At 33.1% G+C, this 23373-nt stretch carries 25 protein-coding genes and 7 pseudogenes; 20 read left to right on the top strand and 12 right to left on the bottom strand.

The window, feature by feature from the left end; genetic code table 11:
• Positions 1–114: 114 nt before the first annotated feature.
• On the bottom strand, positions 115–972 hold the full coding sequence (locus tag JFU18_RS28775; RefSeq protein WP_201033507.1) for a glycine betaine ABC transporter substrate-binding protein: 858 nt from the start codon (positions 970–972) through the stop codon (positions 115–117).
• A 247-nt stretch (positions 973–1219) separates the two neighbouring features.
• On the opposite strand from JFU18_RS28775, the gene JFU18_RS28770 reads away from it, so the two are divergent.
• Both JFU18_RS28770 and JFU18_RS28765 read left to right on the top strand, forming a co-directional pair.
• Entirely contained in the window at positions 1220–2425 is a 1206-nt protein-coding gene (locus tag JFU18_RS28770) for a quaternary amine ABC transporter ATP-binding protein (protein WP_088045364.1), read from the top strand.
• A complete protein-coding gene (locus tag JFU18_RS28765; RefSeq protein WP_201033508.1) occupies positions 2418–3248 on the top strand; it encodes an ABC transporter permease in 831 nt (276 codons plus the stop codon). Before JFU18_RS28770 ends, JFU18_RS28765 begins: the two co-directional genes overlap by 8 nt.
• A gap of 252 nt (positions 3249–3500) precedes the next feature.
• Here JFU18_RS28765 and JFU18_RS28760 read toward each other — a convergent pair whose 3' ends face one another.
• On the bottom strand, positions 3501–3731 hold the full coding sequence (locus JFU18_RS28760; protein WP_002187325.1) for a transposase: 231 nt from the start codon (positions 3729–3731) through the stop codon (positions 3501–3503).
• Positions 3732–3793: 62 nt separating this feature from the next.
• Positions 3794–3989: pseudogene (locus JFU18_RS28755) on the bottom strand (IS3 family transposase); the annotation flags it as partial.
• A 529-nt stretch (positions 3990–4518) separates the two neighbouring features.
• Between JFU18_RS28755 and JFU18_RS30600 the strand changes: the two are divergent.
• Both JFU18_RS30600 and JFU18_RS28750 read left to right on the top strand, forming a co-directional pair.
• Positions 4519–4839, top strand: a complete 321-nt coding sequence (locus JFU18_RS30600; protein ID WP_374101406.1) for a transposase — start codon at positions 4519–4521, stop codon at positions 4837–4839.
• 23 nt (positions 4840–4862) lie between these two features.
• Complete coding sequence (locus tag JFU18_RS28750; protein WP_172805416.1) at positions 4863–5714, top strand: IS3 family transposase; 852 nt, start codon at positions 4863–4865, stop codon at positions 5712–5714.
• Positions 5715–5768: 54 nt separating this feature from the next.
• Here the strand turns inward: JFU18_RS28750 and JFU18_RS28745 are convergent, their stop codons facing one another.
• Positions 5769–6143: a hypothetical protein gene (locus JFU18_RS28745; protein ID WP_088045367.1), complete on the bottom strand. Its 375-nt coding sequence runs from the start codon at positions 6141–6143 to the stop codon at positions 5769–5771.
• 262 nt (positions 6144–6405) lie between these two features.
• Here JFU18_RS28745 and JFU18_RS28740 point away from each other — a divergent pair.
• The 3 genes and pseudogenes from JFU18_RS28740 to JFU18_RS28730 form a co-directional block, all read left to right on the top strand.
• Positions 6406–7011: pseudogene (locus JFU18_RS28740) on the top strand (recombinase family protein); the annotation flags it as partial.
• 74 nt (positions 7012–7085) lie between these two features.
• On the top strand, positions 7086–7964 hold the full coding sequence (locus JFU18_RS28735; protein WP_201033510.1) for an Rpn family recombination-promoting nuclease/putative transposase: 879 nt from the start codon (positions 7086–7088) through the stop codon (positions 7962–7964).
• Positions 7965–8470: 506 nt separating this feature from the next.
• Positions 8471–8896: a DUF4879 domain-containing protein gene (locus JFU18_RS28730; protein WP_002187321.1), complete on the top strand. Its 426-nt coding sequence runs from the start codon at positions 8471–8473 to the stop codon at positions 8894–8896.
• A gap of 148 nt (positions 8897–9044) precedes the next feature.
• On the opposite strand, the pseudogene JFU18_RS30090 reads toward JFU18_RS28730, so the two are convergent.
• Positions 9045–9260, bottom strand: a pseudogene (locus tag JFU18_RS30090) (hypothetical protein); the annotation flags it as partial.
• Positions 9261–9350: 90 nt separating this feature from the next.
• Between JFU18_RS30090 and JFU18_RS30085 the strand changes: the two are divergent.
• Positions 9351–9473, top strand: a pseudogene (locus JFU18_RS30085) (recombinase family protein); the annotation flags it as partial.
• Positions 9474–9744: 271 nt separating this feature from the next.
• On the opposite strand, the gene JFU18_RS28725 reads toward JFU18_RS30085, so the two are convergent.
• From JFU18_RS28725 to JFU18_RS28710, 4 genes and pseudogenes are all read right to left on the bottom strand, one after another.
• Positions 9745–10044, bottom strand: a complete 300-nt coding sequence (locus tag JFU18_RS28725; protein ID WP_201033512.1) for a hypothetical protein — start codon at positions 10042–10044, stop codon at positions 9745–9747.
• A gap of 465 nt (positions 10045–10509) precedes the next feature.
• Positions 10510–10974, bottom strand: coding sequence for a DinB family protein (locus JFU18_RS28720; RefSeq protein WP_201033513.1), 465 nt, complete (start codon positions 10972–10974; stop codon positions 10510–10512).
• Positions 10975–11404: 430 nt separating this feature from the next.
• Positions 11405–12827, bottom strand: a pseudogene (locus JFU18_RS28715) (IS4 family transposase).
• Between the two features lies 1 nt (position 12828).
• Positions 12829–13359: a CGNR zinc finger domain-containing protein gene (locus tag JFU18_RS28710; RefSeq protein WP_201033514.1), complete on the bottom strand. Its 531-nt coding sequence runs from the start codon at positions 13357–13359 to the stop codon at positions 12829–12831.
• 114 nt (positions 13360–13473) lie between these two features.
• Between JFU18_RS28710 and JFU18_RS28705 the strand changes: the two genes are divergently transcribed.
• The 6 genes and pseudogenes from JFU18_RS28705 (at position 13474) to JFU18_RS28680 (ending at position 18305) form a co-directional block, all read left to right on the top strand.
• On the top strand, positions 13474–14670 hold the full coding sequence (locus JFU18_RS28705) for an MFS transporter (RefSeq protein WP_201033515.1): 1197 nt from the start codon (positions 13474–13476) through the stop codon (positions 14668–14670).
• Positions 14671–15068: 398 nt separating this feature from the next.
• Positions 15069–15977 carry an acyl-ACP desaturase gene (locus JFU18_RS28700; protein WP_002065481.1) on the top strand — a complete coding sequence of 303 codons (909 nt, stop codon included), beginning with the start codon at positions 15069–15071 and terminating at the stop codon, positions 15975–15977.
• A 215-nt stretch (positions 15978–16192) separates the two neighbouring features.
• Positions 16193–16652, top strand: a pseudogene (locus tag JFU18_RS28695) (CarD family transcriptional regulator).
• A 557-nt stretch (positions 16653–17209) separates the two neighbouring features.
• Positions 17210–17374 (top strand): BC1881 family protein, encoded by a 165-nt coding sequence (locus tag JFU18_RS28690; RefSeq protein WP_070169564.1) that lies wholly within the window; start codon positions 17210–17212, stop codon positions 17372–17374.
• A gap of 269 nt (positions 17375–17643) precedes the next feature.
• Positions 17644–17877 carry a hypothetical protein gene (locus JFU18_RS28685; RefSeq protein ID WP_078205946.1) on the top strand — a complete coding sequence of 78 codons (234 nt, stop codon included), beginning with the start codon at positions 17644–17646 and terminating at the stop codon, positions 17875–17877.
• Between the two features lie 194 nt (positions 17878–18071).
• Positions 18072–18305, top strand: a complete 234-nt coding sequence (locus JFU18_RS28680; protein ID WP_078205944.1) for a YuzF family protein — start codon at positions 18072–18074, stop codon at positions 18303–18305.
• 67 nt (positions 18306–18372) lie between these two features.
• On the opposite strand, the gene JFU18_RS28675 is transcribed toward JFU18_RS28680, so the two are convergent.
• Positions 18373–18648 carry a hypothetical protein gene (locus JFU18_RS28675; RefSeq protein ID WP_002187306.1) on the bottom strand — a complete coding sequence of 92 codons (276 nt, stop codon included), beginning with the start codon at positions 18646–18648 and terminating at the stop codon, positions 18373–18375.
• Positions 18649–18930: 282 nt separating this feature from the next.
• On the opposite strand from JFU18_RS28675, the gene JFU18_RS30680 reads away from it, so the two are divergent.
• Positions 18931–19038, top strand: coding sequence for a zinc-ribbon domain-containing protein (locus JFU18_RS30680; RefSeq protein WP_176127039.1), 108 nt, complete (start codon positions 18931–18933; stop codon positions 19036–19038).
• Between the two features lie 930 nt (positions 19039–19968).
• Entirely contained in the window at positions 19969–20196 is a 228-nt protein-coding gene (locus JFU18_RS28665) for a methyltransferase (RefSeq protein WP_078205942.1), read from the top strand.
• A 235-nt stretch (positions 20197–20431) separates the two neighbouring features.
• On the opposite strand, the gene JFU18_RS28660 is transcribed toward JFU18_RS28665, so the two are convergent.
• Positions 20432–21139: an IS6 family transposase gene (locus JFU18_RS28660; RefSeq protein WP_002192093.1), complete on the bottom strand. Its 708-nt coding sequence runs from the start codon at positions 21137–21139 to the stop codon at positions 20432–20434.
• 135 nt (positions 21140–21274) lie between these two features.
• Entirely contained in the window at positions 21275–21493 is a 219-nt protein-coding gene (locus tag JFU18_RS28655) for a hypothetical protein (protein ID WP_078205590.1), read from the bottom strand.
• A gap of 70 nt (positions 21494–21563) precedes the next feature.
• On the opposite strand from JFU18_RS28655, the gene JFU18_RS30275 reads away from it, so the two are divergent.
• The 4 genes and pseudogenes from JFU18_RS30275 to JFU18_RS28650 form a co-directional block, all read left to right on the top strand.
• The gene (locus tag JFU18_RS30275; protein ID WP_265324193.1) at positions 21564–21692 is read left to right on the top strand and encodes a hypothetical protein; all 129 of its coding nucleotides are present in this window, start codon (positions 21564–21566) and stop codon (positions 21690–21692) included.
• Between the two features lie 5 nt (positions 21693–21697).
• On the top strand, positions 21698–21832 hold the full coding sequence (locus tag JFU18_RS30270) for a hypothetical protein (RefSeq protein ID WP_265324192.1): 135 nt from the start codon (positions 21698–21700) through the stop codon (positions 21830–21832).
• Positions 21833–21982: 150 nt separating this feature from the next.
• Positions 21983–22171 (top strand): hypothetical protein, encoded by a 189-nt coding sequence (locus JFU18_RS30080; RefSeq protein ID WP_078205591.1) that lies wholly within the window; start codon positions 21983–21985, stop codon positions 22169–22171.
• Positions 22172–22622: 451 nt separating this feature from the next.
• A pseudogene (locus tag JFU18_RS28650) lies at positions 22623–23309 on the top strand (YqaJ viral recombinase family nuclease); the annotation flags it as partial.
• Positions 23310–23373 lie beyond the last annotated feature (64 nt).

Here is a 23373-nt window from a genome sequence, read left to right as displayed (position 1 = left end):
TAGACTTTTTTTTCAGTGTCTATTCTATAGGGTACATTTTAAACATCACTTCTCTTTCTTTTTATTTACGAGTGGCTCCAAAAAGAAGGGATGGTTGCCGTACCCCATAAATGATTACTTTTTCATCCATGTATTTACTAATTTTTTATTCTTTTTTATCCATTTTTCAGCGGCCTGTTCAGGGTCATTCGATTCATTAATCATGGTCATCAACGTTCCGAGTTGCTCATCGGTCATGTTCCAGTTATCAAAATACTTTATAAGCTCTGGATAATCTTTTTCAAATCCTTTACGAACAGAGTAATAAATATCATCTTTTTCTCCATACACCTTTTTAGGATCTTTTAAATATTTAAGATCAAACTCTGAAAAAGCCCAATGTGGATTCCATAATGTTACTGCAATGGGTTTCTTTTGATTATATGCTTTTTTTAATTCACTCATCATAGCGGCTTCTGAAGATTGAACAAGATTTAGCTCTATCCCATATTTGTGTATCGCCTTATCTGTTAAGCCCATTAAACTGCTGCCAGGTTCAATACCAATGATTTTATTATTAAATTTATCCTTATTCGCATTCAAATCCTCAATACTATTGATATCTGTCATGTATGAAGGAACAACTAAACCAAGACCAGTACCTTTATACCACGCTGATTTTATTACAACATCATCCTTATATTTTTCATATAATGGCTTATCAGTAATTGGTAGCCAGACCTCTAAGTTGGCGTCCACATCTCCTCGTGCTACCCCGGTCCATACGGCTGCCTTTTCTAAATATAACAATTCAACTTTATAACCTTGTTCCTCAAGTAATACTTTCCACATATTCGCGGTAGCTATGTTTTCTTTCCAACTCGTTACACCAATTTTAATTTTTCCCTTTGCATTACTGTTCACGCCACTACAAGATGTAGTAATTATGCTAATTAATAATAGTATGCACAGAAGCCATATTTTTTTCTTCATCAAGCTCCTCCTAGTCTCTATGATTAGATATTTCTTCTTTAACTAACGTAGAAAATTATTTCAGTAAAGCTAAATACTTTATAATTATAAATAAATATTTTATAATTATAACTATGAATAATATAAACTAACTATTAATAGCTTAACAAAAAAATAAAAAAAAGTCTTTGATGAACTATTGTAATGTACTATTTGGTTTAGAAATAGTTACAGTATTTGTTTAGAGTCAAAGAAAAGGAGTGAAAGAATGAAAGAAACGAAATTACGTGTTGAAAACGTTACAAAAGTATTTGGAAAGAATCCTTCTAAAGGAATCGCTTTACTAAAAGAGGGAAAAAGCAAAGCTGCTATATTAAAAGAAACTGGTATGAATATTGGCGTGAAGCAGGCAAAATTCGATGTTTATGCTGGTGAAATATTTGTCATTATGGGATTATCCGGTAGTGGGAAATCTACACTTGTTCGTATGTTAAATCAGTTAATCAAACCGACTTCTGGCCATATATATATTGATGGTGAAGATATCGCAACAATGGGAAAAGAATCTCTTCGAAAAGTAAGAAGAAACAAAATGAGTATGGTATTTCAAAAATTCGCCTTATTCCCTCATCGAACGGTTTTACAAAATGTTGCATATGGTTTAGAAATACAAAAAGTATCAAAAGAAGAACGAGAAACAAAAGCGTTAGAATCTCTAAAATTAGTAGGTTTAGAAAACAATAAAGATAGTTATCCGGAACAACTTAGCGGTGGTATGCAGCAGCGTGTTGGTATCGCAAGAGCACTAACAAATAATCCAGATGTCCTACTGATGGATGAATCATTTAGTGCGTTAGATCCGATTATTCGAAAAGAAATGCAAAATGAATTATTAGAACTGCAAGATAAAATGAAAAAAACGATTATTTTTATTACACACGATCTAGATGAAGCACTCCGAATTGGTGATCGTATTGCTTTAATGAAAGACGGAGAAATTGTTCAAATTGGAACACCAGAAGAAATTATGGTGAGCCCTGCAAATGAATTTGTAGAGCAATTTGTTGCTGATGTAAATTTAGGAAAAGTTTTAACCTCTGAATCCATTATGAAAAGACCGGAAACCTTATTAATTGATCGCGGTCCACGTGTTGCACTCCAAATCATGAAAAATGCTAGTGTTTCTAGCGTATATGTAGTGAATAAGAAACATGAGTTTTTAGGTGTCTTAACTGCTGATAATGCTAGTAAAGCTGTTAAAAGACAGGTTCCGATAGCGGATTTATTAGTAACAGACATTCCTCCTGTTTATTTAGATACTCTATTAGAAGAAATGTATATAAAAATGGTTAAGGCAAAGTTACCTCTTCCTGTTCTAGATGATAAACATAGATTACGAGGGATAATAAAGCGTGAAAGTATTATTCAAGCTTTAGCAGGAAATGTAGAGGAAGAGGTGAATGATAATGAATAGTATTCCACGTATTCCTTTAGGAGAATGGGTTGATACACTTGTTACAAGTTTGTATCAGCATTTCGAAGGGTTTTTCAAAGGCTTTTCTTTTATTATCGGAGGATTTGTTGATTTATTAACAAATCTATTAATATTTATCCCAGCCATTATTTTTATTGCACTCACATGCTTATTAGTTTGGTACACCTCCCGTAAAATTTCACTTATAGTATTTTCTTTAATTGGATTTCTGTTTATCCTTAACGTTAACTATTGGGAACAGACTATGCAAACACTAGCGCTTGTCTTGACGTCTGTTATTATCTCTATCATTATAGGTATACCAATTGGGATTTTGGCATCTCAGAACGAAAGGTTTTCCAAATTTTTAAAACCAACTCTTGATTTTATGCAAACAATGCCTGCATTTGTTTATCTTATTCCGGCAATTACATTCTTTGGTGTTGGAGTAGTACCAGGTATTATTGCATCTGTTATTTTTGCAATGCCACCTACTATTCGCTTTACTGAGTTAGGGATTAGGCAAGTACCAGAAGATTTAATTGAAGCAGCTAACGCCTTTGGTTCAACATCGTCACAGAAACTATTCAAAGTACAGCTTCCACTTGCAACTGGAACAATCATGGCTGGTGTAAATCAGAGTATTATGCTTTCTCTATCAATGGTTGTCACTGCATCTCTTGTCGGTGCACCAGGTCTTGGCGTAGACGTTTATCGGTCGGTTACACAAGTTAATATAGGTATGGGCTTTGAAGCAGGCCTTGCAATTGTAGTAATTGCAATTATATTAGATCGAATTACACAAGGTTTTCATAAAAAATAATTATAATGTACATACTAAAAGTTATCGTTTGAAACCGCGAGAAATTTATTGCTTAAAGCTGGTGCAAGTAAGGTAATATTAGTTGGTATTATCCCTTTTAAGTAGACAGTGTAAAAAGACTACATTCTTAATGTGGAATGTTACACTATACTTGAAGGGATATTTTAATGGCAAAAAAAGAACAACATTTCAAAAATATGCAGAGACATTTAAATTGAAAGCTGTACATTTGTATAAAAATGATGGACGGAGCTATGATGCGATTGCTAAAGAACTAAGAATGCCAATTGTTACTCCATTGAAAATGTGGGTAAAACAAATTCCAAATGGTAACGCACTTTCTCCATATTCACTTATCCAATGATAAAGAGTATTCGAATGGATAGATAATTCTTTTGAAACCTCTTTCACAAACATATTCTCTTCCAATAGTAATTGGACTGCAGCCAATTTAAATTGACGATTATAGACTTTTCTACTCATAAACTGAATCACCTTTATCTTTTAACTTAGTGTGCAATTTATTGTAGCATCTCCAATCCTTTTTAATTCCAGTGATATCTATCATGATTAAGGTATGTCATATATTTCTTTATCTCTTGTTTCAACTCAGTAAAACACTCGTAAGATTTTATATATGCTTTATCTTTCAGATAGCCCAAAAACGATTCTTGTGGTGCTTTATCCCAACAGTTTCCTCTTTTTTACTAATTTATGGTAGGTAGGACTTGTGTAGTGAGAATCTTAATCAGATTACCATATTCATGAACAGATACATCCAATTATTAATATCTTAATGAATACGAGATAGACGAAGAGTAATTTCAATTTCTATTAATGTTTCATGAAGTACTGGATATCTAACCACATTAGTATGGCGAGGGTTTAGTTTTTTAAAAGTTAAGAATAGTCAGTCTTAATTCTATCAATTTACTATATATTACATTTATGTAAGTATTGTTATAAGAGCATTTTTTAAAACTTTCCCCTAATAAAGTTTTGAAAGAGTTGTCTCAGTATTCTCCATGTTGTAAATATGCCAAGAAAAGAGAATCCATTTGGGTTCTCTTTTTCTTTTAAATTTGAGTCCTTAACCTCAAATTTAAAAGACGCATTAATAATTGTGATAATTTAACAGAAAAATCACCTTAACATACAGCAAATACTAAAAAGACCGGATATAATATTGATATTATCCCCTTTAAGTAGACAGTGTAAAAAGACCATGTACATACATGGATGTTACACTATTACTTGGAGGGGATTTTTCATGACTAAAAAAGGTTCAACATTTATTACATATTCAGAAGAATTAAAGTTAGCGGCTGTTCAAAGTTATTTAAACGGAGAAGGAAGTTATAATATGATAAAAGAAAAATATCAGATTAGAAGCTCTACACAACTAAAAAATTGGGTGGGAAAATATAAAGAATCTGGTGAAATTACAGATACTCGTGGAAAAAATGGTGGAATGAAAGGTATATCAAATCCTCTAAAAGGCAAACGCGTTCATTTTAAGACGATTGAAGAGGAACGTGACTACTATAAGGCACAGGTTGAATATTTAAAAAAGCAGTATCCGAATCTGTAAATGGAGGTGCACTAAAATATACGGTGAGATATCATATCATTGAATCATTAAAGGGGAAATATCCAGTTATATGGCTTACGAAATTTGCGGGTGTACATCGTTCAAGTTACTATAAGTGGATTCATACAAAAAGTATGAAAAACATACGACTAGAATCCGAGAAACGATTAAAAAAAGTAATACAATCTATTCACGTAAGGCACAAGGAATATGGTTATCCACGTATGAAAATCGCTTTACAGGAAGAGGGATACTTTATAAATCACAAAAAAGTATATCGCTTAATGAGCGAGCTCAACATTCAATCTATTATTCGAAAGAAGCGTCGCTTCTTTAAAGGGAACTATTCCAATGTTTTTCCGAATGTTTTAAACCGTGAATTCAAAGATCGCCAACAAAATGAAGCGCTTGTTACAGATATTACTTACCTACGATTCCAAGAGGGATTTCGGTATCTTTCTGTTGTACAAGATATTTATAATAACGAAGTTGTTTCTTGGAAAATATCCAAGCGCAACGATAATGAACTTGTATTAGATACAATTGAAATGTTGGCACAAAAAAGAGATGTGCGTGGAACCATTCTCCATTCAGATCAGGGATTCCAGTACACATCTCACGCCTACAACAAACGACTTTTAGGTTTAGGTATCATTGGCAGCCACTCTCGCAAAGGAAACTGCCATGATAATGCCTGTATTGAGTCATTTTTCTCCCATTTTAAATCGGAAATGTTGTATTTGAATCATTTTAAAACAGAAGCAGATTTAATACAAGCAATTGAAGAGTATATTTATTTTTATAACTATAAACGGTTCCAAAAACGACTCAACCACCGAGCTCCGATAGAATATCGAATCTCGATGGCTGCTTAGTCTTTTTAATATTGTCTACTTGACAGGGATAAGACCATATCTGGTCTTTACTTATTATTGATTAACTGGATTTTCACAATATTTCTTTGCAATTGCACTTGCCATATCAATTGCCCTTTGTAGAGTAGCGTGTTTAGAACTAAAATCATAAGGCTCAAATCCAAATTCTTCATAAATTTCAAAGGAGATGCTTGTTACAAGTCTATACTTTGAAGGGATAGCTTCATTATCAATTGTTAAATGGAAATCATAACGATCATCAAAACATAATAGTTCAACTTTGAATGTATTATGTGTGCTTGCTTGGCGAAATTGATAATACTCAACTGGATATAAATAATCACCTTCATTTTTGTAGTTAAAGTCTTTAAAAAAAATCTTAATCAACGCCCCTCGTGTGTTTTTTTGGATATTTCCTATTTTTATCATAAACTCTTACCTATTACAAAGTACATAATTATTAGATTTATTATTTATAAGTGTTTCAAAAACGATGGTTTTTGATAAATATAAAATGAGCAAAATTTAATCTTTATAAATCGCTTAACTTCGTTATCAAAACTATTGTCAAAACCAAATTAACTTTAACTACCCTTTATGATAAAATCATTGTGTAAAGGGTAGGTGGTTTTATGAGTTCATACATTTTATGGTTATGCCAGGGTAAGTACAAAGCAGCAAGATTTAATTCGTTAAATTGATTAGTATTAAAGAACAGTTTGATACGAATACTCCTCAAGGAAAACTAATGCTAACTGTCTTTCAAGCATTTAGCCAGTTTGAAAGAGATTTAATTGCTCAACGAACACAAGAGGGGCTTGAAAGTGCAAGAGCAAGGGGAAGAGTAGGTGGACGCCCTCGTGTTAAGGATAGTTTCCTTCAGAGAGCATTGAAGTTATATGATTCTAAAGAATATAGCATCCAAGAAATTGTAAACATGACAGGTATTAGTCAAGCTACACTCTACCGATATATACGAAAAAATAAGCAAACTGAAAAAAGCGAACAAACTAAAGAACAAACAGCCACTATTCGTATGTTGTTACGTGTAGAAAATAATAATAAATTTGTACAAGGAAAGGGGAAAGTTCGAAAGAATATCGAATCCTTTCTCATATCACAATACTATATGGAACAACGTTCAGGAGAATATATATTTTATGTTCCTTACAACACACTTTCAGATTTAGAAAAAAAGGTAGATAGCATAATTCGTGAAATTGGTTTTGAAGCGAATTTACAAAACTGTTTTACTGAGTTGGATGTGTACTGTGATGAATTGGAGCTACAATGGTAAAAGTAGCATTTGCTTATATATAGAATTACATTATAAAATAATAAGAAGAAAAGAAAGACAGGGAGAGGAAATCCATGTCCACAAAATTAGTAAATTTACGAATTGATTTCGCTTTTAAACAGTTATTCGGAACGAAGGGAAACGAAGAAATTTTAACTGGATTTCTAAACGCTGTCCTAGAAGAATCTTTAGATGCACCTATTGCCTCTCTACAACTAGAAGATCCACATCTTCATAAATCTTATGAAGATGATAAGTTATCCATATTAGACTTATTAGCAACATTAGACAACGGAACGCAAGTGAATATAGAGATACAACTTCGCAATACACATGATATGGTGAAGCGATCTTTATATTACTGGAGTAAACTCTATACATCCCAAATGCAAGAGGGGATGCCGTATCGTTCACTTCGGAAAACAATTACCATTAACTTATTAGATTTTATATTATTCTCCCAGGATGATTCATTTCACACCATAGGACAATTATGGAATCCCCAAAAGCAACAGATACTAAGTGATGATATTGAAATTCATTTTATAGAAATTCCAAAATTGGTCAAACAATGGCGTGAAGAAAAAGTAAATCCATGGGAAAATGCATTTGTTCGCTGGATGTTATTACTACCAGCACATGAAGATGAACATTTAACTCAAACATTGGAGGAGATTGCAATGAATCAAGATCCAATTTTACAAAAAGCAATGAATAAGTGGGAAAATATGAGCCATGACTCTTCTTTCCGAACAGCTTATGAAGCTCGTGAAAAGTTACTTCTAGATGAACAAGCTAAGTTAGCTCATGCTCGAGAAGAAGGATTAGAAGAAGGTATTGAAAAAGGGAAAATTCAATTAATTCGTGGTATGCATAAAAATGGTATGCCATTAGAAGACATTGCGAAATTCACTGGTCTACGTACAGAAGAAATACGAAAATTACTATTATAATACGTATTATTACAAAAACTTTGCGAAAAATATCGCAAAGTTTTTTATTTAATCCTTTAAACATCAACTCCTTAAAAATTTTTCCTTTTTTAGACAGTTTACTTTTGATTTATATTAGTGTGATTTTAGAAGTAAGTTGTACCGTTTGTAAAAAGTTTGATTAAAAATCCTATATAAGGCCTCACCATACATGCCCATCAACTTAAGAAATGTATACACCCCCAAAACAAAAAAATGAGCTAATTTCTCAAGATAACTAACTGTAGAGAAAGAGAATTTTCATTTAGGGGATACTTCAAAACCTTAGCTTGATGACGATGGGACGTTACCCCATTAAGGAGTTTTTTATCTTGAAAGCAACGGATATATTATCATACATGTCAATCAATATGCTAAATCACATGTCTAAAAAAGTATAATTTGTTAACATTTTCAAAATAAGGGCTATTCTTATACAATTCTGTTAATATTAAAATTGTACTTATATAAAAGAAGGGGATGTTTATATGTTTAAAAAAGTTACATTAGGGATATCATCATTAGCGATGGCAGCGGTAGTTGGTTTAGGAATGGCATCGGAGGCATCTGCAGGGCCAGCGGCACCTCTAACTTCTTTAAGTGTAGTAAAAGTAGAGTCACAATTGGGTGGAGTTGAATACATTAACCCTAATAGTTTTAGTACAACTAAAGATCATGGGGGAAGTTACTTATATGTTTACACAAAAGAAATAGGGTATGGCCAGTTTCCTTTTGCGAAAATGAATGGATTTGATGTGAAAAGTATTGGTTCACAAATAATTGGGGGTAATCCTATTGTAGGTTGGGAATATAAATGGGATGCATCAAATCATCAAGAAGGGACTTTTGAATATCAAAAGACTTCAATAAACTATCCAAGAGATACGTGGCGTACTTCACTATATATTAAATAGTCAGTTTTATATATTCGTAGCATAAAAATCCCTGCACCTTGTGTGGGGATTTTTTCATAAAGAAAAGACACCTTAAGGTGCCTTCCTCCGACTTAAACCACTTTACTTTTAATAATATGTATTGGACTTCTATCCAAATACAATTTTATCATATTTTCCGCAAAATGAAAGTGCATTCATTAGTCTGCTTAATGGTTTTATCCATAACTTCTTTATATGTATTAAACTCTTTATTTTTTATATCACCATTTATCTGTGAAAGGAAATCGCCTTTAGCCTATATAGGAAAGAATAGTATTGGAGCTGAGTTTCCTAGCTCATCATAGTACTTCTTAGCTTTCTCTAAATCTTCTTTCTTACTAAATGGGGTAGTGACAGGGTAGTTGTCATAGACCGCAAAATAAGTAAGGTTGAACCAACAGTAGCATTAAAACCATCTATTATCATAATTAATATAGAAGAAACTTATTCTAAATGGAAAAGTGAGGAAATAACAGCTATTATATTTATGGAAATGTTAGAGCGAAAGAAAAATGCGTTTTATAAAATAATGAAGGAACATGAGCGAAAAAAATAGCATCTTTCCTATGAGAGGTCCTACTTTTTCTCCAGGTGTAGGAATCTTGGAGTTTTTGCACCAGAATAGTATGATGTATATCGAGAAAAAATAAAAGACAACTCTAATTAAGAGTTGTCTTTTTGTGTAATAAATTTTACAAAATCTGAAGATATACAAACGACTAGAATACGTTATGGTTTTTGAGCTTTTTGTTAACAATGTTCACAAATAAACTTTTTGTAAAGGTTTTCTTTGAATATAATTATTTATTTTAAAAATATAATCATGGTTATTGTTTTTCGAGGGTTTCCTTATAAACCTTAGCTATATATTTGACAAAATCAATGACGGGATAGTGTATGAGTGAACGATGCTGCGTAAAACGAATCCCTTCTTTTTCCATTTCGGAAATGAGTTGTTCAATTTTCAACTCTTTTTGTTGTATCCTATTATAATTTTGGTATACAATATTTTTCCATTGATAGGAGGAACCGTGAAAATAACTTTCTCCTTTTACCCTGTGACTAAATATTATTTCTATTTTTTCTCTACGTTGCTTTTCCTTCATATGCGCTTCCGTTGACTGCATGTTTATCGCCTCTTCCCTTTGTGCACAGTCTAACCGTTTAAATAACCCCATCATAGCCAATGTACAGTGATCTTGTTGGGAATTGTCCTTTAAGGCTATCTCATCAACTGTATATATTTTCAAGCGCTTAATCTAACATCTTACATCTAAATAAGTTGTTAGTGTGTTTAAAATACCATTAATCTTTTAAGTTTTTTACTACCAATAACAAAATTAGAAAGTAGTGAAAACGTATGAAAACGAGCCTTATTATTTTATATGATTTAAAGAATTTACTTTGCGGTTCATAGCAATAACCCTGTCACTACCCCTGTAATACAATACAACACAACATCATTTATCAAGACCTAATATCAAAAAAACTTGTGAAAATAAGCTATTTTGCATACTGGTCATGTACAATATGTCAAACAGCCTACTAGGTAACACGCAATTCAACTAAAGCGCACGTTAATGGAAGAAATATCATTCAAACATTAAGATTTTATGGTCTTTATCATAACAGTGAACAAGCATAGCGTGTAATTGTCCCCGATGATGATAAACGTGTGCTAATATCTCTAACAGCCATTCATATCTTGTATAAGTCAAATCCCAATATGAAGTAGTTTGAGATAGGAGTTCTGCCTCGGATAAATTCATATATTTATTTTTTAATGATTCAAAATTGGTAAGGAAACCATCTTTTATTGAGTCTAAGGTTTTATATGCTACTCCTGAATAAAAATTTTCCATTTCTTCTTGCGTTGCTTCTTTTGAAATACGCCAATCAGCTTCACAAATCACTGCCATATGTTCTAATAGTTCCCCGATAGAATGCTTATTAGGTGTTGGTCTTTTTTGTAAATCGTTTTCCTCTAAATTGCCTATTATTTCGATTACTGTTTTTACAGCTACTTCAATTTGGTGTAATACACTTTCACAACTCATAAGTACCCCCTTGTTAAACTCTACTGCCCTTTAGTTAAAAAGGGAGTGGAACGGTGTTCCCTTAGCTTTTTTTATAAACCTCTGTAAACATTGTGTAAATCATATACCATCCTATTAATATCTGATTAATAATTCCATTATGTATAAAAAAAGAGGAAATATGCTCTCGTATTGAACATAGTATCCTCTTTTTATTATAGTCTGTTTAAATGATGTTGTGTTGCATTGAAATACTCTTAACGGGACAAAATTCACATCATTTTATGCTGAAATTTGCTTCACGTGTTTTTTTTCCCATTTGCGGTCTGTACCCCATTGCCATCAAGCTAACAACGTAAATTACTAGATACGAAATGATTCTTGTTTCAAAACTAGTGAGTGATGGAAGAATAGGCATGCCAAAGAAGCCTACTAAAACGCAATTTTTTCACTAGGCAGCTTGTCTATGCTTCATCGTTGTTTCATACACAACCCCTAGAATATCAAAGACGGTCATCTTCTTATACCGATGACATTTACGACCGTTCTTTTTGAGCAGCTGATAAAGGCGATGCAGAATTTTCAAAAGTTCTTCTGCGCCAACGGCTATCGCTTGAAACAGTAACGGAAAGTAATCTTTAATCATATAAATCGCTTTGTATTCACTCAGCTCCTGCTTTTTCTTTTCAAGCAGAAGCTGTCGCATTTGAAACATCGTAGAAGAACAGAGGAGAATGCCGATGAGTTGTCCATATAAATGACACTCTAGGCGTTCTCTTTTAATATTTTTACATTCATCAATTTCAAAGAATGACTTCCACGTTTTAAACAAAATCTCAACCTGCCAACGAAGTGAATACAATGAATGCACGTAGTTCGTCGGTAATTCTTCTAGCGACGTGTTCGTGATATATACATTCATACCCATTAAACTTTTACTTTTATCCTTCATGACAATGCCTTTCTTCTTTTCACGTATCGCTTGGTTTTTCAGGCGTGTTTGCGTTTGATCATCGGTTAAACGATGGATAATGACACGTGTTGGAAGCTTCTGATTTTGGCCAATGTATGCCTCGGGGATTTCCATCGTTTCACCAGGGGTTAGACCAAACATAATTTGTGTCATATCAAGCTGGATGTATTCTGTTTGCTTTTTTAATGTCCCATTTTTGAAGTGTTTTGGCTCAAGGTTCTTGATATAAATACGTGTATTCAGCTTCAACCGCGAGATATAGTAAGCCTCTTTATCATGAATGGATTGTAAGTCTCCTAAATCAAAGTAACCAAGATCACGCAAACATAAATCGCCCACCTCTACGGTTTCAAGGCAGATGGTACCGTATGTTTTATCATTATTCTTTCCTGGTCCAAGCTGTACGTTAAGAAATTGACCACTCAGTAAATCATATTCCAATTGGATTTTCACGCCTGCCGTATTACTACTTCCACCTGAACCTTGATAGTCAGTGGCGAAATGATCAGGCAGTTGAAACACTGTCGCATCTAAAATACGGATACGATTGAAAGTAGAAATTATGTGTGCAGAAAGCGATTGATTTGAACAGAGTTTTCGTGTGAGAAGAGAAGTAAAGACTTCTCGAAGAAATGCGACAGCTGCTGTATTAAAGCGTTGATTCAGTCCTTATGGGCTCATCAGTACCCCAGTGGAAGCTTCTAATCGACTACACAATTGTGTTGCTAGCTATTTCCTGACTGAGCCATACGCAAAGGGCAATGAGTTCGTTTGCTTGATACTTACTAGATCGTTGTACAAAACCAACTTGTTTGGCGATGTCTTGTAGGATTACTGGAGATAAAAAGTATTGTAGCTCTTGCGCGAAAAGATTTAGTTCATTTGAAATGATAGGATTCATCTTATTTATTTTTTCCCCGGTATCTTTTCACCTTAGCAATCGTCCCACAGGCCCTACCTTTTGGCCCACCCGCATACATGCTACACCAACGTTTACTTCCGTTCTTTGAATAATCATAAAAAACCCATTGACAATCAGGACAAGCTTTAAGACGTTGCCACTGATTTAATGCAATGCTTTCTACAATAATTGTTAGCATTTCATAAAGGAAGTCGTGTTTTTTCATTGGAGAGTATTGAATTGTATTTTGATCTATAAGGGCAACCTGAATAGGATTTCTAAGTAACCATTCGCTTAAATAACTTATATCATGATTTTTAACTGATTTTCGAATGTCATAACGAAATTGATATAGGTTATCTAAGTTCTCACTAACATCAACATTAGAAAAATTTTTCTTAATAAATGCTTCTAAGTTTTTTTCGTTTTTTAAATGATCTGTCGGTTGTCTTGTATCATTAGATATTTCCCAAGTATTTAAAAAGGTACGTATAATCTCCAACCTTCCTGGCGCTAATTGATTATGTTCCATGTTAACCACCTAACTATTTTAATAATTGACGTTTTTTCTTCGTACTGATACGATTATAACACAACATGTAACCATTTAAAGTTTTTAACAGTTAACAAAAGGAGGATTCTTACCATGACTACTCTCAAAATTCCTGTCTCCATCAGGATATTGCTTGCAGCTGTTCTATTCATGAATACGGGAAGTTTCATGATAATGCCCTTTTTCGCTATTTATTTAACAGATAGTCTACATTTTTCTCCTTTAGAATTAGGAACGGTATTGACTACAATTTTAATTTCACAACGTGGGTTATCAGTCATTACAGGATTTATCGGTGATCGAGGAAGTCATACCATACATGTATTGTTAGGTGTTATCGTAAGGGGATTAGGTTTTTGGTTATTTGTCTATGCGGAGGATTTTTGGTTTATAGTTTTATCTTCTTTTTGTATTGGCCTCGGAGGAGCGCTATTTGATCCCTCAGTAACAGCCTTTTTTGCTTCCCAAAAGGAAGAATTGAGAAAAAAAACGTTTACTTATTTTAATCAAATGCTGAATGCAGGAGTTATTATAGGACCAGCAATTGGAGCATTACTAGTCAAGATGAATCCCGTATACCCCTTTGCCATAGCTGGTATTTCTATGATGATATTAGCATTTGCTGTTTTTGTATATCGTAAACAATACCCAGAAACTATTAAGGACAATAAAAATATATCTGAAAGTGTAAAGTATGCATTTTCTAACACACTATTCTTAACTTTCATAGGTGTTATGATTCTATTTTGGATTATGTTCGCTCAATTAAATATTTCATTTCCGATTAAAGCCTATGCTTTATCTAGAAATAAAGAATTAGTAAGTTCTATTTTTATCGTAAATGGAATCTCGGGGCTAATATTCATGTTTTTCTTACGAAAATTATTTATCAAGTTGAATCCCATAATAATGGTTAAAGTAGGGGTTTTAATTATGGGAACATCTATAGCTATGATACCTTTTATTCCGTCTATATATTGGATGCTATGTTGCATCTTCCTTTATACATTGGGGGAAACCCTGGCTTTACCAGGTGGAGAAATGGTGGTAGCTCAATTTAGTACCAATAGGCCTGCTGGATTATTTTTTGGAATGTTTCAAACCTCCTGGGCATTGGGAGGATCTATAGGGAATTATTTTGGTGCATGGTTAAATAAATTTAATCATACATATTGGGCGTGGTTTATTTATTTTTTAATAGGAATTCTTGCCTTTATATTATTCCACCTTATTCATAGAAAGATGGAAACTAAAAAAGAATCATTTCAACTACATGCTCATCAACAATAACTACCGTATTATAGATATAAAAACTTTGTTGATGTCATCTGTAGAATGACAGAATTATGCCCGTTTAACCAACAAATTTATTCCTAGAATCCTGTCACATTGCCATCAAGTTAAGAAATTCATTGTTCCCCAAAACGAAAAAAATGAGTTGAATCCTCATAGACACAAGTGTGGAGAGATAAAATTTTCGTTTTGGGGTTACTCCAAAATCTTAGCTTGATGGGCATGGGTCTGTACCCCATATAGAAATAAAGCGTTATTAAAGAGTTTTGTTACAAATTTGTTATGTTTGACTTAAAAAAAGGAAAGTAATATTTATTTGTAGAAAATTTTTAAGGATACAAATGAATGTGAAAATAGAATGACTATTTATGATAAGAAAAGGGGGGCACTTATATATGCTAACAAATGATTTAGATTTCCGATTAGAACCACGTTTAAAAGAATTGTATGAACAACATAAAATAAGAGCGCAGAAGATAGACTGGGGTTATCATGAGTTTTTACCATGGGATAAGGGAATGGACTTTAAAAGAGTTCCTTGGGATGAAAGTCAAGTTACTCTTCCTTCTGGTGTAATTACGGCCATTGAAACAGCTTTATTAACAGAAGTGAATTTACCATGGTTTACAACGTATTTATCTGCGACTTTTAAAGGATCCCTTTCTGTTATTACAGACTTTATTCATACTTGGACCTCAGAAGAGGATCAACATTCGAATTTATTGGAGACATATTTACTACTCACTCGAAGTGTGAATCCCAAACGATTACATGAATTAAGAAAGTCAGTCGTTGAGGGTGGATTTGAGCCCGATTTTCACACACCAATCGAAGCAATGACATATACGACGCTACAAGAACTTGCAACGATGGTGTTTTACAATAATGTAGCTAAGGTTGCAAGTAAGCATGATCCAGATCTTGCTACATTATTACGTCGTCTCGCCAAAGATGAAACTCTTCATTATGCGTTTTATCGAGACGTCATTCGAACACATTTGGAATTGGAACCTAATTATTGCTATCATATTGCCAATGTGATTAGGAATTTTAAAATGCCAGGTGCTGTCATGCCAGATTTTGAAAATAGAATGACTGTAATTGCAAAAGAAGCTAACTATGGGCCGCTGCAATATTTTGATCAAGTACTTGATGTAGTAGTTGATTATTGGGGGTTAAAAGACTTACGACCCATTGCACCTCTAGCTGAAAAAGCAAGAATTGAGATTTTGGAGTACCACATAAGATTGAAAAAAATACGGGATCGATTTGGTCGTTTTCAAGGGAAAACTGATCTATGTTAATTAATCGATATTTTAGGATGTATATGGGCAAATTGACCGTCCCTTTATTGAGAATCTGACACACCCTATTGTTTTGGGGGTGTTTTTTACTTAATTTAATTTTTAACAAAAAAGTAGTTGACTCCAAAAATAAATTTGTGATATTATAAAATGTTTGATAAAAAATCACATATATGTTAAGGTTAAGAAGGTTACCATATATGGAGGTGGATTATATGTTTCAAATTGGCGATAACATTGTTTATCCAATGCACGGAGCAGGTATAATTGAAGCCATAGAAGAAAAAGAATTCTCAGGGAAAAAACAACAGTATTTTGTTATAAAAATGTCAATCAGTAATATGCAAGTCATGATTCCTATGGGTAAAATATTAAGTTCGAGTATACGCCCAGTTACTGATATACTTGCATTAAAACACATTATACACATTTTTCAGCATGGAGAATCAGATAAATTATTGCCGTGGAAACAAAGGTATAAAGTGAACACGGACAAAATAAAAACGGGTGAAATACAAGAAGGTGCTGAAGTTGTACGTGATTTAATGCGTATGAAGAAAGAAAAGGCACTTAATACAAGCGAAAAAAATGTTGGATAACGCACATGAATTTTTGATAAGTGAACTGGGTTTAATTAAAGGGATCACTGAAAATCAATTAAAAAGTTTCTGTTAAGGTTCATTATAGATAATGTATTACATCCCCCGAAAATATCCTGAATTTTTCGGGAATATGATTATTATTAAAAGTAAATCATTTCAAAGACATTCAACTTCTTCAACTCACTTTTAGAGTAGGAACCTCTTTTGTTATTACTTCAATCTAATCCATTTTTATTTTTAAATTTCTTTTACGAACGTTCGAAGTTTCATCAAATAACTCGATCAAATAGTCACTTGATTTTTGCAATCCTGATTCACACTGGCACGGACAAGGAGCCGTAAGGATGAAAGAGAGGTAGGGCTTTCATTATTTTAGGTATATATATATAAGTCATTATTTCTAGAAGAAAAAACAAATCAATCTCATCTCTATCTTTAAGAATTTTTTACATTTACTGAGACAGTGAATAGTAATTGTTTATCTTCTTTTCATAAAAGAGATACGCGAGTTGGTAACATCTAAATATATGGTCAACGATAAAAATTGATGGAATTTCTAGAACTAGAAACCATTTTTATAATTCATTTAACATAATAAGATGAAATGAAACAATAAGAAGGAGTGAAGATATGAAACGCATGCCAACGCAAGAATTAAGTAACGAGTTAAAGAAGCGGAAAGGGATTACTTCTATTAAGATTGAGTCTTATGAAAAAATTGAAGTTGGTGGAATTGTTGTAGATGGACCGGCTGTTATTTTAATTAATCAAGAATACCTAAAAATTGTTGAATGAAGAAAAGGATGATCCTTTACGAAAAGGGATAATCCTTTTTGTTTTCTGTTGATAATAATAGGATATACATATCATCGGATGCGATGGGATTAAAAGAAAGGAGAGGGTCTGGATTATCATAGCGGAAAGCTTAATATTGGTAGGATTTCTTTTTACGTTATATAAATTAGTTGCTTAAAAAAATTAATTATTTGAACCGATAGATTGTTTTCTTTTTAAGGGCGAGATTTATTTTATAGGAAAATTGATAATTTTAAGGAGGAATTTAGATGTATGCAAGGAAGCAACGCATAAAATACGAGAAGATGTCAAAGAACTATGAACGTATTTCTTTAGTTTCGTTTCTCCTATTAATTGTACTTGTTTGTAGTAGTGTGATTATCATAGGAGCTACAGGGGGGGAATATGGAGTGTTTTTGTTGGTAGCGATTTTACTTAACGCACGTATTACGAAAGAATCTCAAAAAAAGTATGAGCAGTATGCTAATAAAGGGCATATTTAAAATAATACATATTTTGAAAAGAACAACCTGAATGTACATTCAAAATATCCCTATATCATCACCTATTAACTAGCAAAAGGAACCTTATTAAAATGTTAGTTTCGTTCCTATAATGAATTATCCTTCTAGCATATTTATAAGATTTATATCATATATTAGGAGAAAGAATGCAAGTTAGAAAGGAGTCTTATAGAATGAGTTATTCGGAAGGAAATGACTTGAATGAACAACATATGGTAAGTACACCCAATCCCTACGTATATCAGACATTACAATCAGTAATTGGTAAACATGTGGTTATTGAAACTGTAAGAGGTAATGTAAGAGGAAAGTTAAAAGATGTGAAACCAGATCATTTGCTCATTGAAGATACGGTGCCATATATTGTACGCATTCAACAAATTGTATGGATTATGCCAAAACAATAATCAAATTACATCTAATTTAATTTATAACAGATTGGCGTCATAGACGACCAAATAAAAACACAGGGTTTTATCTCTGTGTTTCTTCAAATTTTCGTTTTTGAATATATGCTTGAGCATGAATAATTTCTTCCTGAAGTTCTTTTAATTCTTCCATAGATCCTGATTCAATAGCCATGTAAGTAGTAACTAAACTAATCATCATATCCATCTTCTCTACTATATTTTGAATGACCTGTTCAGATTGCTCTTTTTTAGGGTGTTGTATGGCTATTAATACATTTTCCATATAATTGTTCTTTCTTTGCTGGATATCATAAATAAATTGTTTTGTGTTTGAGTTCATTTGTTGTTCCTCCTTTTGGATATATTTCCATTCTATCATATATGAATAGAAAATATTGGATTCCCCTAAATTCACACCTGTCTCGTACATCTCCTCAAATATACAAACTAATTCCTTAACGTACAGAGAATCGAAATGTGTCAATTTTATGTCTAAATGTGCATTTTTCTTTTTGGAGCATGGTATGGTGACCTCCAATAGGTATATCAAATAGCTATAATGCGTAAACAAATTATATGATCTATAGCCCTACTAGCATATAAAAAAAGGAGATAACACTATATGGATAACAGCTTAGCAATAAGAAAGCCTAAACAATGGCATGAAACTAAAAATGGGAAATTAACTCCTTTTGATGTTACATATAGTTCCGATAAAAAGGAATTGTGAGAAAGGGCATGAATGAGAAACATCTCCAACCGACATAAAGGAAATGGCTGTCCTTATTGCTCAAGGGAAAATAAGTTAAGAAAATAATATAGTTTTAAAATATGGTTTAGACACGAATTTATCCTTTTTCTGTACGCTGTATCACAATATATGTACCTGAAACAGATAATTACAGAACTCAGTAATAAATGAACTAATTAACCAATTCCAAGTATATAAGCATTTCTTAAAAAGAAAATTTTTATTACGCACATAATCTATTTAGGTTATGTGCTTTTTTGTCGAAATTAACAGAAATAATTTTCAGAAATATTATTGATTAATCACGAAAACTTGATAGTATAGAAATACAGAAAATCACGTTTTCGTGATTGAAGAGGGGGAATATAATGACAGATAAGAAGAATTCTGTAGAAAAAGTTTTTTAAACTCCCCACTTTTCAATGTTTTTACAGCAAGTGAAGCCGAACAGAAGTGGTGATTGGAAAAAGGTACCGTGAGATCGTCTTGTGTACGCGGTAAATTAAAAAATTACGTAGAATTAGGGATCTATAAACCACAAGAAATACCCATTAAAAATAGACACGAAAAAGCCCCCACCACCGCCAAGTAAGTAAGGGCTTTTCCAGATACATTATAAAAGAAAGGCTGATTCTAGAAGACAAATATATACCTAAAAACTCATCACAGCAAGAATATTTTATCATATTTAACTAAAAAAGAAAATTATTATAAAAACCAATTTAAATAAGCGATATAATGTCACTTGTAAATGGTTTATAGATAATTGTATTACCTCACAAATTTGCTTCTTCGGTACATTTGAAATATCTATTTTTATGGTTGTAGCTACATATATAATCTCTGGAATATATTTTGGGTTTTAATTCTAATATCTTTCAACCTATATAATTGAGGAGGAACTATTTGATGAATAAAAAATCTGTAAATGTAAAAATTGGTGATTCTGTACAATTCCGTTATCGTCATGATTCGTCAGTAATACTAATTGGTTCGGTAGTTAATGTATTAACTAATACCATTATTGTGGATGTCTCAGATTCTTCAAATAAGATCCCTGGACTAGAAAATCGGCAACTAGTAAAGTTGGGTCAGTTTAAAAAAAATTGTAAACAAGATTTGTTCTTAGCGCAATAATTTTCCCTTATAACTAATTCCTTTCAAAAATACAATTTATCTACATCTAACATATGTCAATACGATTGTAGAAGATTTAAAATGCATATTTTAAAGTTGGATTTCTTTGTCCATCCCTTCGAGGGGATGGGCAAAAACCCCTTCTTCGACAATGTTTAAGATGAGAGAACTCCTGTTGGTTCTGGTGCAAAAATAAAAGAGAATACAGCGCATATATTCCTAACGGAATCGTATCTTATGCTGCAAGTCCAAACAATTGATGGATGAATTCTTTCTGATTTTGGACAGACTGGTCCCGTAAAGCAATCTGTTCTTTTTTAATCATATGCATGGCTTCTACTCCAGAAAGAATGGATGTAGCTGTGGCGAAAGATTTAAGACCTAGCATAGAACGGATTCGCTTCTTTATAAAACGATGATCTTGTTCTACTATGTTATTCAAGTACTTTTGTTGTCTAAGTCGCATACCGTTAGGTATGCTTTTTTCTTTTTTCAACTGTTCAATTGCTATAGGATAAGCTGGATTCTTATCAACTGTTATCACACGTGGCTTTGAAACATGAAAAGACCGCAAAGCTTTCTTGAAAAAGCGCTTTGCAGCCTTATGATCTCTTGTTTTGCTTAGGCAAAAATCGATTGTGTTTCCGTTCGAATCAACAGCACGATACAGGTACATCCATTGACCTTTTACTTTGATATATGTTTCATCGACTCTCCAAGAGCCATTTATTTGTTTGAGGTAACGTCGGATCCGCTTGTCCAATTCAGGACCATACTGATGAACCCAACGCATAATCGTTGTATGAGAAATGGATAAACCCCGTTCTTCCATCATTTCCACCAAATCGCGAAAACTTAGGTTGTACCGTAGGTACCAACGTACAGTTAATAAGATGATGTCTGGTTGATAATGTTTCCACTTAAATAAATTCTCCTTTTCCATACTGATCACACACCTTTTATAGAGTAGTACTATCAGTATTTCCAAGTTTGATAGACCATTTTCAAATACTTCAAAGTTTTTGCACCAGAACCAAATTTTATATCACATTTAATAAGAGGTTGAATTACGTAAAAGTTAATTGTCGTATTTGATATTTAAAGAGATATTAATTTCTTCGTTACAGTGAGGGCACTTCACAGTACCTTCTTTAGCTACAATTTCAAATTCTTTTTTACAGCTTGTACATTCTATTTGAGTTGTAGTTCCAGTTTTACCATCTTTAATAGCTGTTTCAGCTTTGTCTTTGATAGATTTTTCAAGATCGTCCATATGGATATTCATTTTAATTTTCATAAGAATCCTCCTATTTATCGGTAAATTCAACCTCTTATGAAAATTATACCAAATCGAAAGGGTGGTAATTATGAAGAATACTAATTTAACAGCAAAAGTTGAGGTAAAAGGATTAGAAAGATTTAAAGAATTAGTAGAGGAGTTGAATAATCTTGAATTAGAAGTGGTTGTACATGAAGTAAAACAAGAAGAGGATTGAAACCGATGGATAAACAGCAGCGAGATGAATACGAAGGAAAGAAAATCTTGTGGATCATAAAGGATTTAAGAGCTAGAGAGGTACATAACAGCGCAGATAAGGTTGAGGAAACATACAAGTATATAACTCTAGCTAAATAAGAAAAAACCCTACAGGGGATGCAGGGTATTACTAAGGGTATTGAGTTGTCGATTCCATAAGGACTTCTTGGAATGTACAAAGTGTAACACGTATTTTATAAGAACTTTATATATAGATGTTACGAAAATATGAACAAAGGGGAATGAAAAATTAGTAAAGACGAATTAAATCTAGATAGTTTTGGCCAACAACTAATAATTACTGGTCTTACAAGATTAGTTGAAGAAGAAGGTTATACAGCTCACGAAGCTTTTCGATTGTTGGAAACAATTAAAAGAAATACGTTCCATGCTCTTTTAGAAATCCAAAAAGAGTCGAGAGAAAACAAAAAGCCCTAGCAGGGGAGCTAGGGCAGGGGATGGGGTATTAAGAATTGTTGATTCTATTAATAACGAATGACTTCTTCGAATGACCTTAGTCTAACATAGGAACTCATGTATATGTGTTACGGAATTATGAACAATGGACAAGCCTGTGCTTGTCATCATGATCAGGAGCGGACACCTTTTCCCCTCCACCTCGTTTCTGGTCATGATGATGCTCATAGCATCAGAAAGGAGTGATAACAATGTATCCGCTAGTTAAAAACTAGCATAATAAAAAGCCCGTACAGAAGCACAGGCTGGTTGTTACACATATCGGTAACTATATTTTAACGGAATTATTAGTTAGTTTCTATAACAAAATAAAAAACCGCCTTACCCCTAAGACGGTTTGGAGAAAACACATGTAATGACTCTAATTGCATTATACCAAATGTTTTCTCCTAAAAACAAGGAGGAGTTAAATATGAAAGCAGATGTTTTAGTAATTACAAAAGAAATGGCTCATGAGCAATGGTTAGCAGCAAGAAAGGCTGGTATTGGCGGTTCTGATGCATCCGCTATTGCAGGGCTAAACAAATGGAAATCACCAATTTCGGTTTATATGGATAAAGTTGGTGAATCACCAGAAGAGGATATTCAAAGTGAAGCGGCTCACTTCGGAAATGTTCTTGAGGAAGTCGTAGCACAAGAATTTAGTTCACGAACAGGATTGAAAGTACGTAAACGGAATGCGATCCTACAACATCCTGATTACCCTTGGATGCTAGCTAATGTGGACAGACTCATTATTGGCGAAAAAGTAGGTCTTGAATGTAAAACAGCATCTGAATACTTAAAGAAAGAATGGGAAGGCGAAGAAATCCCAACGTCTTATCTTATCCAGTGTCAACACTATATGGCCGTAACGGGTTATGAAGCATGGTGGATTGCAGTGTTAATCGGTGGGAATAAATTCATCTATAAAAAGATTGAACGTGATGAAGAAGTTATTCAGTACTTAATCGATATTGAAAAAGACTTTTGGCAAAACCATGTTGAGAAGCTTGCGCCACCGATGTTTGACGGGAGCGATGCTTCTACAAACTTACTAAAGCAAATGTATCCAGAAGGATATGACGGTTCAGAAGTGGACTTACCAAGTGAAGCGCAAGATGAAATGTCACTTGGTGGGATTGGATAGTGAGAAGCGGAAGACAAAGCGGACACTGGAAGAA

Origin of the sequence: Bacillus sp. TH22, from assembly GCF_016651015.1 — a bacterium.
GTDB classification, from domain to species: Bacteria; Bacillota; Bacilli; order Bacillales; family Bacillaceae_G; genus Bacillus_A; species Bacillus_A mycoides.
This window is presented reverse-complemented; position numbering and strand designations above follow the sequence as displayed.

Excerpts from the sequence above, each read along its gene's own strand:
- JFU18_RS28775 (WP_201033507.1), bottom strand. The coding sequence starts at position 972 with ATGAAGAAAAAAATATGGCTTCTGTGCATACTATTATTAATTAGCATA.
- JFU18_RS28770 (WP_088045364.1), top strand. The coding sequence starts at position 1,220 with ATGAAAGAAACGAAATTACGTGTTGAAAACGTTACAAAAGTATTTGGA.
- JFU18_RS28765 (WP_201033508.1), top strand. The coding sequence starts at position 2,418 with ATGAATAGTATTCCACGTATTCCTTTAGGAGAATGGGTTGATACACTT.
- JFU18_RS28760 (WP_002187325.1), bottom strand. The coding sequence starts at position 3,731 with ATGAGTAGAAAAGTCTATAATCGTCAATTTAAATTGGCTGCAGTCCAA.
- JFU18_RS30600 (WP_374101406.1), top strand. The coding sequence starts at position 4,519 with ATGACTAAAAAAGGTTCAACATTTATTACATATTCAGAAGAATTAAAG.
- JFU18_RS28745 (WP_088045367.1), bottom strand. The coding sequence starts at position 6,143 with ATGATAAAAATAGGAAATATCCAAAAAAACACACGAGGGGCGTTGATT.
- JFU18_RS28735 (WP_201033510.1), top strand. The coding sequence starts at position 7,086 with ATGTCCACAAAATTAGTAAATTTACGAATTGATTTCGCTTTTAAACAG.
- JFU18_RS28730 (WP_002187321.1), top strand. The coding sequence starts at position 8,471 with ATGTTTAAAAAAGTTACATTAGGGATATCATCATTAGCGATGGCAGCG.
- JFU18_RS28725 (WP_201033512.1), bottom strand. The coding sequence starts at position 10,044 with ATGCAGTCAACGGAAGCGCATATGAAGGAAAAGCAACGTAGAGAAAAA.
- JFU18_RS28720 (WP_201033513.1), bottom strand. The coding sequence starts at position 10,974 with ATGAGTTGTGAAAGTGTATTACACCAAATTGAAGTAGCTGTAAAAACA.
- JFU18_RS28710 (WP_201033514.1), bottom strand. The coding sequence starts at position 13,359 with ATGGAACATAATCAATTAGCGCCAGGAAGGTTGGAGATTATACGTACC.
- JFU18_RS28705 (WP_201033515.1), top strand. The coding sequence starts at position 13,474 with ATGACTACTCTCAAAATTCCTGTCTCCATCAGGATATTGCTTGCAGCT.
- JFU18_RS28700 (WP_002065481.1), top strand. The coding sequence starts at position 15,069 with ATGCTAACAAATGATTTAGATTTCCGATTAGAACCACGTTTAAAAGAA.
- JFU18_RS28690 (WP_070169564.1), top strand. The coding sequence starts at position 17,210 with ATGAAACGCATGCCAACGCAAGAATTAAGTAACGAGTTAAAGAAGCGG.
- JFU18_RS28685 (WP_078205946.1), top strand. The coding sequence starts at position 17,644 with ATGTATGCAAGGAAGCAACGCATAAAATACGAGAAGATGTCAAAGAAC.
- JFU18_RS28680 (WP_078205944.1), top strand. The coding sequence starts at position 18,072 with ATGAGTTATTCGGAAGGAAATGACTTGAATGAACAACATATGGTAAGT.
- JFU18_RS28675 (WP_002187306.1), bottom strand. The coding sequence starts at position 18,648 with ATGAACTCAAACACAAAACAATTTATTTATGATATCCAGCAAAGAAAG.
- JFU18_RS30680 (WP_176127039.1), top strand. The coding sequence starts at position 18,931 with ATGGATAACAGCTTAGCAATAAGAAAGCCTAAACAATGGCATGAAACT.
- JFU18_RS28665 (WP_078205942.1), top strand. The coding sequence starts at position 19,969 with ATGAATAAAAAATCTGTAAATGTAAAAATTGGTGATTCTGTACAATTC.
- JFU18_RS28660 (WP_002192093.1), bottom strand. The coding sequence starts at position 21,139 with ATGGAAAAGGAGAATTTATTTAAGTGGAAACATTATCAACCAGACATC.
- JFU18_RS28655 (WP_078205590.1), bottom strand. The coding sequence starts at position 21,493 with ATGAAAATTAAAATGAATATCCATATGGACGATCTTGAAAAATCTATC.
- JFU18_RS30275 (WP_265324193.1), top strand. The coding sequence starts at position 21,564 with ATGAAGAATACTAATTTAACAGCAAAAGTTGAGGTAAAAGGATTAGAA.
- JFU18_RS30270 (WP_265324192.1), top strand. The coding sequence starts at position 21,698 with ATGGATAAACAGCAGCGAGATGAATACGAAGGAAAGAAAATCTTGTGG.